Annotated in this window: 8 protein-coding genes; 3 read left to right on the top strand and 5 right to left on the bottom strand. The window is 73.7% G+C overall.

Annotated elements, in window-relative coordinates; all coding sequences use genetic code 11:
* Window positions 1-558, top strand: a 558-nt coding sequence (locus ACFF45_RS23120) for a transketolase-like TK C-terminal-containing protein (protein ID WP_381348350.1), incomplete at its 5' end; no start/stop codon positions are given.
* A gap of 219 nt (window positions 559-777) precedes the next feature.
* Here the strand turns inward: ACFF45_RS23120 and ACFF45_RS23115 are convergent.
* Window positions 778-1,203, bottom strand: a complete 426-nt coding sequence (locus ACFF45_RS23115) for a DoxX family protein (protein WP_381348349.1) — start codon at window positions 1,201-1,203, stop codon at window positions 778-780.
* A gap of 142 nt (window positions 1,204-1,345) precedes the next feature.
* Between ACFF45_RS23115 and ACFF45_RS23110 the strand changes: the two genes are divergently transcribed.
* Window positions 1,346-1,912: a TetR/AcrR family transcriptional regulator gene (locus ACFF45_RS23110; protein WP_381348348.1), complete on the top strand. Its 567-nt coding sequence runs from the start codon at window positions 1,346-1,348 to the stop codon at window positions 1,910-1,912.
* Window positions 1,913-1,941: 29 nt separating this feature from the next.
* Here the strand turns inward: ACFF45_RS23110 and ACFF45_RS23105 are convergent, their stop codons facing one another.
* Entirely contained in the window at window positions 1,942-2,478 is a 537-nt protein-coding gene (locus ACFF45_RS23105) for a 2'-5' RNA ligase family protein (protein WP_381348347.1), read from the bottom strand.
* A gap of 439 nt (window positions 2,479-2,917) precedes the next feature.
* Here ACFF45_RS23105 and ACFF45_RS23100 point away from each other — a divergent pair, with 439 nt between their 5' ends.
* On the top strand, window positions 2,918-3,937 hold the full coding sequence (locus tag ACFF45_RS23100; protein WP_381348346.1) for a LacI family DNA-binding transcriptional regulator: 1,020 nt from the start codon (window positions 2,918-2,920) through the stop codon (window positions 3,935-3,937).
* Window positions 3,938-4,313: 376 nt separating this feature from the next.
* Here ACFF45_RS23100 and ACFF45_RS23095 read toward each other — a convergent pair whose 3' ends face one another.
* The 3 genes from ACFF45_RS23095 to ACFF45_RS23085 all read right to left on the bottom strand — a co-directional run bounded on the left by ACFF45_RS23095 (window position 4,314) and on the right by ACFF45_RS23085 (window position 10,252).
* The gene (locus tag ACFF45_RS23095) at window positions 4,314-6,746 is read right to left on the bottom strand and encodes a beta-glucosidase family protein (RefSeq protein WP_381348345.1); all 2,433 of its coding nucleotides are present in this window, start codon (window positions 6,744-6,746) and stop codon (window positions 4,314-4,316) included.
* A 176-nt stretch (window positions 6,747-6,922) separates the two neighbouring features.
* The gene (locus tag ACFF45_RS23090; RefSeq protein ID WP_381348344.1) at window positions 6,923-8,011 is read right to left on the bottom strand and encodes a DUF1996 domain-containing protein; all 1,089 of its coding nucleotides are present in this window, start codon (window positions 8,009-8,011) and stop codon (window positions 6,923-6,925) included.
* 69 nt (window positions 8,012-8,080) lie between these two features.
* Window positions 8,081-10,252 carry a discoidin domain-containing protein gene (locus ACFF45_RS23085; protein ID WP_381348343.1) on the bottom strand — a complete coding sequence of 724 codons (2,172 nt, stop codon included), beginning with the start codon at window positions 10,250-10,252 and terminating at the stop codon, window positions 8,081-8,083.
* Window positions 10,253-10,281 lie beyond the last annotated feature (29 nt).

The raw sequence follows: 10,281 nt of genomic DNA, 5'->3' as shown, positions 1-10,281 counted from the left end.
GCGGACGCCAACGAGACCGCGATCGCCTGGCGCGAGATCCTCAAGCGGTACACCACCCGGCCGGCCCCGCACGGACTCGTCCTCACCCGTCAGGGCGTGCCGACGTACGAGCCGGACGAGGACGCGGCGCGCGGCGGCTACGTGCTGCGCGAGGCGTCCACCGGCACCCCTGACGTGCTGCTCATCGCCACCGGCTCCGAGGTGTCGCTCGCCGTCGCCGCGGCCGGGTCGCTGGAGGCGGAGGGCATCGGCACCCGGGTGGTCTCGATGCCCTGCGTGGAGTGGTTCGGGGAACAGGAGCGGAGCTACCGCGAGAGCGTGCTGCCGCCGCAGGTGAGGGCACGTGTCGCGGTCGAGGCCGGTATCGGTCTCACCTGGCACGGGTACGTCGGGGACGCCGGCCGCATCGTCTCCCTGGAGCACTTCGGTGCCTCCGCCGACGGCAAGCTGCTCTTCCGCGAGTACGGCTTCACCGCCGAGAACGTGGCCGCCGCGGCCCGCGCATCGCTCCAGGCCGCCGGCTCCACCTCCGCCGCCGGCTCGCGGCAGTACGGGTAGCGGCCCGGCCGCACGGGCCATCACGGGCTGACGGTCACCGGACCGGCAGCGCGGCCCCTGCCGTGACCGGCCCCGAGCGTGTGAGCGGCCCGGTCGCGGGCAGACGACTGATCGACTGGGGAGTGCAGGGCGAGGGCGGCCCGTACCCGGGCAGGGTGCGCGCCGCCCTCGGCCTCGGCGCGCCCGAAGGTGCGCGAACCGTCCACCGGAGCGCTCGGGTCACCCTCGCGAGGGGATGGGGGCCTTTCGGTGGCGGCCCCACGCGACGAAGAGCGCGAGCGCGACGAGCACGAAGTTGAGCCCGGTGTCCGCTCCCTCCCCGCGCGAGAAGTGGAAGACGATCGCCGACCCCTGGAGCGCGACCACGCCGAGCGCCGCCAGGACGGTCAGCCTCGGCTGGACGCGGGTGAGCGAGGGCAGCAGGACGCCGAGCCCACCGAGCATGTCGACCGCTGCGGTGGTGCGGAGCAGAGCCGGCATCTCTGCGGCCCACGCGAACGCCTCCGCGACCTGCTCGACGGGTGTGGCCGACTTCCACAGGCCACCGCCGACCAAGACCAGCGCCAGGAGCCCCTGCACGCCCCAGAGGGCGATGCCGAGGCCCTTCGAAGCGCGTCCGGTCCGAGATTGCGGAAGAGCGATCATCGTGTCCCTCTCTCGTCGGGCACGTGGCTGCCCGTTGGCCACAAGATACGCTTGCCGGTCAGTAGTGAACAGAGCTTCCAGAAGTTGACGGCTTGACCGCTAACGGTCGGAGGGTTCGGCTCCTCGGGTAAAGTTGCCGACCATGGGAATGTCCGAGGAAGGCAACGTCGACCCGCGGGTCCAGCGAACCCGCCGCGATGTCGTCGATGCCGCCACGGCACTGTTCAAGTCCGAGGGCTGGGAGGCGCTGACCCACGCCGAAGTCGCTCGCCGCGCCGGGTACTCCAAAGCGACCGTCTACGCGCACTGGCCGACCCGTCTGGACCTCGTGCGCGCATCGGTCGGACAGATCTGCGGCACCACCGAGCACGCACAGCCGACCGGCGATCTGCGCGCGGATCTGGTCCGGGAGCTGCTCGACTTCGCCGGCGACCTGTCCCAGGGCCATCTGACGCGGGTGCTCGGCGGAGTCTTCGAGCGCGCCGGAAGCGACCCGGCCGTGGATGAGATGCGCCAGCAGCTCTACGCCGAGGGTTCGCGCTCGCTGGAGGCGATCCTCAGTGCCCACCTGCCGAAGGAGTCGGTCGAGCCGTGCGTGGCGCTGCTGACCGGCGGCGTACTCGTCCGGGTCGCCCTTCAGGCCTCGCCGGCGACCAGGGAGTTCGTCGAGGACCTCGTCGAGAGGGTGCTGGCCTCCGCAGGGCGGTGACCCCGGCCGGGGCAGTCAGTGTCATACCTTCACCCGGGCGGAAGCGGAGTGACGGTGCGGGTGTGCGAGTCGTAGACGCGGGCGGTGACGAAGCGGCCGCGTACGGGCGTGCCGTGCAGGCCGGGCGGCAGCAGCTGGTCGTCCGGCACGTTCCACGCCGGTCGGCGGCTGCGGCCGAGGGTGATGTGCGGCCGCCAGGTCTCCGGCAGGAGCAGGGGGTGGTCCGGCTCGCATCCCGTGGTGAGGAGCACCTCGTACACGGCGGCGTGCACGGCGAGGAGGTCGGGAACGGGCCGAACCCGCCAGGCCAGCACGTGCGTGCGGCCGGAGAAGCGCACGAGCCCGTCGAGGACGGCGGGACAGCCGAGGCCGCCCAGCCGCTCCCGCAGCTCCTCCTCCGCCGCCGCGGTCAGGGCGCCGGCCACTGCCAGTGTCAGATGGGGCCGGTTCGTCGGATGGCCGTGGTGCTTCTGGCTGGGCTCTCCCCGCGCGGCCAGATGCTCCCAGACCCGCCGGACCCTCCGTTCCGTCGCCGGGTCGAGGAGCAGCTCCACCGCGTACGTCATACCGCTCCGACGGGCCGCGCCGGGCGTCCCGGAGGGCCGCCGCACGGAGCCGGGAAAGGCCCCCACCGCGCACGCGGCGGACGTGCGGGAGCGCCGCAGGGTCCCGGGTACGTCCTCACGGCCGCCGGGTCCGGCCCCCGGGGGTCCGGAAGACGCCGGAACCGGGGACCGGCACCCCGCACCCCGTCGCGGGAGGTGACGTCGGGGTCGTGTGGGATCACGGGTGAAGCCCTTCTCCCTGTTCCGGTGGGCAGGTGTTCTCGGCCGGGCGGGCGGGGGCCCGGTCGTCTCCAGCGTGCACTGGCCGGCCGGCGAGGACCTGTCGGACCCGGCCGGCCCGGTGCTGCCGGGCCGGCCGCAGCGGCCTCATCCGCGGACGCCTGTCTCAACCAGCCTGCCTCTGACGACACCACGGCAACGAGGTCAGTAGAGTTCCGGTATGCACAGGCAGGCCCCGACGCTTGAGGATGTCGCGCGAGAGGCGGGGGTCTCCCGCGCCACCGTGTCGCGGGTCGTGAACGGCGTGCGCAACGTCGACCCCGGTATCCAGGACCTGGTCCGCAGCGCGATCGAACGGACGGGCTACACGCCGAACCGCGCCGCCCGGGCGTTGGTCACCCGACGCACCGGAACCGTGGCCCTCATCGTCTCCGGCGCGGGCGACGCCTTCGTCGGTCACGTGTTCGCCGACCCGTTCTTCGGCCGCGTCGTCAACGGCGTCGTGGGCTACCTGCGGCTGCACGCGATGCAACCGGTACTGCTGTTCGCCGAGTCGGAGGCGGCCAGGAAGCAGGTGGTCGACTACGTGCGGCAGGGCAGCGCGGACGGCGCGCTGGTGGTATCCGTGCAACCGGACGACCCGCTGCCGGACATGCTCCTCTCCGCCCGCGTCCCCACCGTGCTGTTCGCACGTCCCGCCCGGACGGTGCCGGTCAGCTGCGTCGATCTGGACCACCACGCGGGGGGACGGCTGGCCGCAGAGCACCTCGTGGCCCGCGGCCGCCGCCGTCTCGCGGTGATCGGCGCTCCGCCGGATCTCAGGGCCGGCCGGGAACGCCTCGCCGGATTCCGCGCCGCCCTGGCGCGCGCCGGGCGCGACAGCCCTCCGGTGGCCGAGGGCGCCTTCACCCTCGACAGCGGGGCGAGGGCCATGGCCGCGCTGCTCCGGGACCACCCCGCGGTGGACGGCGTGTTCGCGGCCAACGACCTGATGGCCCAGGGCGCCTGCCAGGTGTTGCGGGAACTGGGCAGGCGCATACCGGAGGACGTCGCCGTCGTCGGGTTCGACGACGCGGACATCGCCGTGACGTGCCGGCCACCGCTGACCACCGTGCGCCAGCCGGTGGAGGACATGGCGGCGGCGATGGCCAGGCTGCTCGGCGAGCAGGTCCAGGGCACCCGTACCGAACCCCGCACCCTCGTCTTCGAACCGGAACTGGTGGTCCGCCAGTCCGCCTGACCCGGCGCGCCTGGGCCGGGCGGACCCCACCCGGCCCGGCCGCCGGGCGGGCCCTCGCGGCAGCCGGCGACAGGGCACCCGGTGCGAACGCGGCCGGGCGCGGGACTCCCGGTGGGCACGGTGCGGGTCGCCGACCGCTCCCGGAGTGCGACGCCGCACGGTGCGCGCACGTCGGCGGGGGAAGCCGCGGTCGTGGACGGGACCGGGCCACCGGCACGGGCGGCCCGCCGCGCTGCGGGGCGTCGTCACGGCTCCGGCGCGGCCACCGCGGCCCTCACGGCCAGATCCCCGGACACCGGTCGAAGGCCCGGCGTCCGGGGGTGTCGCCATGGCAGCACGCGACGGCCCGGCGAACGCGCCCCCGGGCCCCCGCCCCTCAGAGGCCGCCGACCGTGACCTCCCCCTCCCACCGCGGGTCCCCGGCCGACCTGCCCACCAGGAGCCGGTAGGGGCCGGGCTCCGTGGACCAGCCGTGGTCCGCCTCCGACCAGTGCCGCAGGGCGCGCGGACCCACCACCACCTCGGCGCTCGCCGTCCGGCCCGCCTCCGCCCGGACGGCCGCGTGGCCGGCGAACCAGCGCACGGGACGCTCCACCGCCGAACCGGGCCGGGCCAGGTAGACCTGCACGACCTCGCGCCCGGCGCGGGCGCCGGTGTTGCGCACCGTCACCCGGACGGTGAACGGCTCGCCCGCCACGACGTGCGCGGGGGCATCCACGGCCACGTACTCCCACGTCGTGTAGCCGAGCCCGTGGCCGAACCAGTAGGCGGGCTCGCGTCCCGCCCGCAGCCACGCCCGGTGGCCGATGTGCAGGCCCTCGGTGTAGTCGAGCCGGCCGTCGACCGGCCGGGTGCGGGTGACGGGCGCGTCCGCCAGGGACGCGGCCCAGGTGGTGGGCAGCCGGCCGCCGGGTTCGGCGAGGCCGAACAGCACGTCGGCCAGCCCCGCGCCGGCTTCCTGGCCCGGGAACCAGGTGAGCAGGACGGCGCCCGCTTCCTCACGCCAGGGCAGCTCGACCGGGCCGCCGCTGTTGACGACCACGACCGTGCGCGGATTCGCGGCGGCCACGGCGCGGACCAGCTCGTCCTGGTGCCCGCCGAGCGACAGTCCGGCGCGGTCGTACCCTTCGGTCTCGGTGTGCTCGGTGGTGCCGACGACCACGATCGCGGCGTCGGCCCCCCGGGCCGCCCGCACCGCGTCGCCCAGCGCGGTCGCCGGGTCCGGTTCCGGCGGCGCCGCGGTGACCACGGTGGCGCGTCCTCGGCCCGGCACCAGTTCGCGCCGAGCCACCACGTGCACGGGCCGCTTGGCGGACAGCACGGCCCGCGCCGTGTGCACGGGCGGGTTCACGTGGACGACGGCCGGGTCGTCCGTGTCACCGGGGAACTCCCCGTCCACCAGCGTGCGGCCGTCGACGGTGAGCGTCATGCGCCCGAAGCCCCCGACGCCGAACGTCCACTCCCCGGCCTGACGGGGAGACAGCAGCGCGCCGATCTCCACCGTGTGGGCGCCCGGGGGCAGGTCCGGCTCCAGCAGCCGGCCCGAGAGCCGGTGCTGCGCGTACAGCTCCCGCCCCGACGCGTCCAGCACCCGCAGGAGCACGCCGGGAGCACCCGACCGCGGGTCGCTGCACCGGTCGGTGCCGAGCGGAGCCGGCGGGGCCCCCGGCGCCGGTCCCGGTGCGTACACCACACGGGCCCGGCCCCGCAGCCGGGCCCGGATGCCGGCCAGCGGGCTGACCACGTCGGAGCAGAAGACGCCCGCGCTGCCGCCGCCCTGGACGCGGGGGGACGCGGCATGCTCGCCGACGACCGCGACGGTGGACAGCTCGGCGGCATCGAGCGGCAGGACGGCGCTGTTGCGCAGGAGGACCGAACCGGCACTGACGGCGCGGCGCAGCAGCGCCCGGGTGTCGCGGGACGCCGTCGCCGGCACCCGGCGCGGGCGGTGCGGCTCCAGCGCGCCCACGCGGTCGGCGAGCCGGAGCAGCCGCCGCACCTTCTCGTCGACCGCCTCCTCGGCGACCAGGCCGTCCCGCACCGCCCGCACCAGCGACGGGCCCCAGGGGCTCTCCGGGCCCGGCATCGCCAGGTCGAGGGCGGCGCGGCCGGTCTCCTCGGTGGTGCGCACGGCCGCCCAGTCGGAGACGGCGACCCCGTCGAACCCCCACTCGCCCTTGAGGGGTTCCGCCAGCAGCGGGCTGGCCGTCATGGTCGTGCCCGCGACGGCGTTGTAGCCCGCCATGACCAGCCACACCCCGGCCTCGACGGCCGCCTCGAAGGGCGCGAGGTACACCTCCCGCAGCGTGCGCTCGGACGCCCGGACGTCCACGGTCAGCCGGTCGGTCTCGGAGTCGTTGCCGACGAAGTGCTTGGCGGTGGCCGCCACCCCGCGGGCCTGGACGCCCCGGATCAGCGCGGCCCCGGTACGGCCGGTCAGCTCCGGGTCCTCGGCGAAGCACTCGAAGTGCCGGCCGCCCAGCGGGCTCCGGTGAAGGTTGAGCGTGGGGGCCAGCACCACGTCCACCCCCTTGCGGGCCGCCTCGTCGGCGAGCAGGCCGCCGAGCCGCTCGACCAGTTCCTCGTCCCACATCGCGCCCAGGGCGGACGCGGAGGGCAGCAGTACCGAGGTGCGCCGCTCGTCCCATGCCTCGCCGCGCACCCCGGCGGGCCCGTCCGACGTCACCATCTCCCGCAGCCCGATCGCGGCCTCGCCGGCGGTGCGCCAGGTCGTCGCGCCGGTGAGCAGGCGCACCTTCTGTCCGAGGGTCAGCTTGTCGATCAGCCGATCCAGTTCCTCGTCGTCCATTCCCGCCCCACTTCCTGCCCCTCCACGACTGGAGAGCGCTCTCCCAACCGTCCGACGAGCGTCTCCTCCCCGTCAAGACCCTCCCGGCCGCCGGTGGCCGGGAGGTGCGGGCAGGCGGAAGGGGCCCGGCGGCACCCGTGCGGAACGGGTGGCCGGGCCCCTGGAGAACGGCTGGATCAGGGCAGCCGGTGATCCGCGTTCAGCACCGCACCGCGTTCCGGATGGTTCTGGTCGTAGCCGCGCGTGTCGCACTGGAGGCCGCCCACGATGCAGTGGTCGACCAGCGCCTTGAGGGTGCGCTCCTCCCAGGCGTTGAAGAAGTCGTAGTGGAAGGAGTAGCCGCGTCCGCTGGCCAGGCGGACCCCGCTCATGTCGCCGTTGACCGGGAAGGCCATCTTGAACTCGATCATCGGCAGGGCGACCGGGTGGGAGGCCGGGCACATGTTGTCGTTGGTGCCGGGCTTGACGACCGGGTAGGCCATGTGGCTCTTGTGGTCGGGGGTGTCGAGGTACTTGCCGTCCCAGCAACTGGGCGCCTGGAAGCGGATGTTGAGCTGGACGTCGGGCCGGCTCGGGCAGCTCGCCGGGAAGTCGACGTTGAAGAAGCTGTCACCGCATTCCCAGCCCTCGACGAAACCCTTGTGGCTGCGGAACTCCTGGGCGCTCTGCATGGGGTCGCCGACGACGTACCGCAGTCCCCTGGGGAAGGGCCGCACGCTGGTGTAGTCGGTGACACCGGACTTGTAGTAGATGACCTGCGGGCCGACGGGCAGGATCTTCCGGTCCCCCTTGTACAGGGACGGCATCCAGTACGCGGAGGCGTCGGCCGGTGCGTTGCAGGTGGTGTTCCCGCCGTAGAGGCTCGCCGTGGTGCTGCCCGCGTGCGTCGTCCTGTTGCCCATGAACGTGTGGTCGTGGGACTTGCCGGGCTGTCCCGGGTACAGGATCGGGTCGTCCGGCGCGGTGTGCGTGACGGAACAGTTGGCCTGGAACTCCTTGTGGTAGCGCGGCGGCGGCGTCGCGGTGGACGGCGTCACGCCGGTGACCTGGGGCACGGCCGGTATGTATCCGTCGCCGTCGGGGTCGTCGCCGGACGCCTGGGTCGACACCGCCATGGTGTGCCCGGTGTGCACGGTGTGACCGGCGGCCGAGGCAGCCGGGGCGCCGTCGGGACCGGCCGCCGTGGCGACGGTGCCGACGCCGAGCACGCTCGCGAGGAGTGCGCTGCCGAGCAGCAGCGCGGGGAGTTTCGAACGCCGTTTCATGGGGCCTCCTGCCCGCTGAAATGCCGTGTGTGGGGGGGTACGGAGGGCGCCGCCGGGCGCCCTCCGCCGTCAGCTGTAGATGCCGAACTCGTGCAGCGAGTAGCCCCAGCCGGTGCCACGCGCCGTCAAGTGCAGTCGTACGTGCCGTGCGGTCGCCGCGACGTCGACGGTGTCGATGTCGCCGTTGCCCGTGGTGGTGGAGTGGACCGTGCGCCAGGTGGAGCCGTTGTCCGACACCTGGACCTCATAGGACCTGGCGTAGGCGGGGTCCCAGACGAGCTGGAGCGTGCGGACGAGGGTGGCGGCGCCGAGGTCGACCTGGATCCACTGCGGGTCGCTCCAGTCGCTGGCCCAGCGTGTGTCGGCCCTGCCGTCGGTGGCCTTGGCGGGCTGGCACGGGCAGTCGCCGTAGGAGGCCTGGAAGGAGGACGCGGTGGTGGGCTTGTTCAGCGCCACGTTGGTGCCGTTGACCGGCGGGGCGACGACCCTGACCGACTTGGTCTCGATGCCGGCGTTGCCGCGGCCGTCCTCGGCCTGGATGTACACCTTCCACACGCCGAGCCGCTCCGGGGCCGTCACGGCGAAGGTGCCGTTGCCGGTGGCCCGCCACCGGGCCTCGACCAGGCGCTTGTCGCCGTTGGCGTAGTTGCCGCTGAGAAAGATCTTGTACGTGACCGGGTCGCCGTCGGGGTCGCGCACGTCCGCGCGCACCGTGAACTCGCCGCCCGCCGGGGCGGACGAGGCGGGGCTGACGGTCATGTTGGAGATGACGGGCGGGGTGTTGTCGCTCCCGGCCCCTCCGGTGTAGGCCCGCTTGACGGCGTAGTAGGACAGCCTCTTCAACCCGTCGGGCACGAGGTTGAACCAGATGCCGCCGAAGTCGTGCTCGACCCCGTAGTGGAAGAGGGTGGCGCCGAGCGCGACGCCCCGGTGGCCGGTGACGCAGTCCCAGGCCTTGGTGTAGCCCTCGGCCTTCTGCACGTCGGTCGGCTCGTCGGGGACGCCGTTGGCGTCGTCCGGCACCTCCCACTCACCGGCCGGTCCGCCCTCGGTGATGATGTACGGCTTGGTGTAGCCGCCCTGCTCCCAGTCCTCCTGGACACCGCAGATGTCGCCGTAGGAGTTCATCGAGTACAGGTCGAGGTCGGGCGCGTTGCGCTTGTAGTACGGCCAGGCTCCGGTCCAGGCGTCGGTCGAGGTGACGGGGTGGTCGGGGTCGATGCTGTGGATCCTCTTGGCGACGTCGTTGACGAAGCTGGTGTAGGCGTTGCGCTGCGCCTCCAGCTCCGCTCCGCTGTAGCAGTTCTGCAGGCCGAGGACCGACTCGTTGCCGACGTTCCACATGAGGGTCGCCGGGTGGCTCTTGTACGTCTCCACCCACCGGGCGAACTCGGTGAGCATGTTGTTCTTGTATGTCGTGTCGGTGACGTAGTTCACGCAGCCGCCGGAGCCGGGGCCGCCGCCGGGCTGGAGCCAGAAGCCGTTCACGACGCGGATGCCGTTCGCGGCGGCACTGTCGAGCAGCGGCCTGGTGCCGCCGTCGGTGCCCCAGGTACGGATCGTGTTGACGCCCATGGACTTCACGTCGGGCATGTACCTCGGGGCGTCCGCGATGGCCGGACCCCAGGTCAGGCCCTTCACCGTGTACGGCTGGCCGCCGACGGTCAGCTGCCAGTTCCCCTGGGAGCCGGTGACCCTGACGGCCCCTCCCTGCGCGGGAGGTGTGCCGTCCGTGGTCCCGTACACCTGGAACTCCCACAGGGAGTAGCCGTAGCCGCCGGACCGTTCGGTGCCCAGCATGCGCACGTACCGGCCGGCGCCGGAGACGGCGACCTCGTCCGTGCCTCCGTCGCCGCCGGTCACGGACCTCAGGGTCCGCCAGTCCGTGCCGTTGTCGGACGCCTGGATCTGGTAACTCCTGCCGTACGCGCCCTCCCAGGTCAGCACCACACGGCTGAGGTCCGCCCGCTGTCCGAGGTCGACCTGGAGCCACTGCGGGTCGCTCCACTGGCTGGCCCAGCGGGTGCCGGTGAGGTTGCCGTCGACGGCCGCCGAGGCGGCCAATCCGGCGCCCTCCTGGGACGAGGCGGTGGTGGGCCGGCCCTGGGAGAGCAGGGTTTCCGCGGCCTCGGCGGGCGGGGCGGTGAGGGCGAGGGACGACGCCACCAGGGCGCCGAGGACGAGGAGGGGGACGCCGGCGCGGCGGCCGGCTGGTCTGCGGTACGTAGGGACTGCGGACACATCTGCTCCTGCGGGTTGGGGAGAGCCGA

This window comes from Streptomyces cinereospinus, from assembly GCF_042430725.1.
GTDB lineage: Bacteria > Actinomycetota > Actinomycetes > Streptomycetales > Streptomycetaceae > Streptomyces > Streptomyces cinereospinus.
This window is presented reverse-complemented; position numbering and strand designations above follow the sequence as displayed.

Bases quoted from the DNA above. Each gene is read 5' to 3' on its own strand.
- ACFF45_RS23110 (WP_381348348.1), top strand. From the start codon at position 1,346: ATGGGAATGTCCGAGGAAGGCAACGTCGACCCGCGGGTCCAGCGAACC.
- ACFF45_RS23100 (WP_381348346.1), top strand. From the start codon at position 2,918: ATGCACAGGCAGGCCCCGACGCTTGAGGATGTCGCGCGAGAGGCGGGG.
- ACFF45_RS23095 (WP_381348345.1), bottom strand. From the start codon at position 6,746: ATGGACGACGAGGAACTGGATCGGCTGATCGACAAGCTGACCCTCGGA.
- ACFF45_RS23105 (WP_381348347.1), bottom strand. From the start codon at position 2,478: ATGACGTACGCGGTGGAGCTGCTCCTCGACCCGGCGACGGAACGGAGG.
- ACFF45_RS23090 (WP_381348344.1), bottom strand. From the start codon at position 8,011: ATGAAACGGCGTTCGAAACTCCCCGCGCTGCTGCTCGGCAGCGCACTC.
- ACFF45_RS23115 (WP_381348349.1), bottom strand. From the start codon at position 1,203: ATGATCGCTCTTCCGCAATCTCGGACCGGACGCGCTTCGAAGGGCCTC.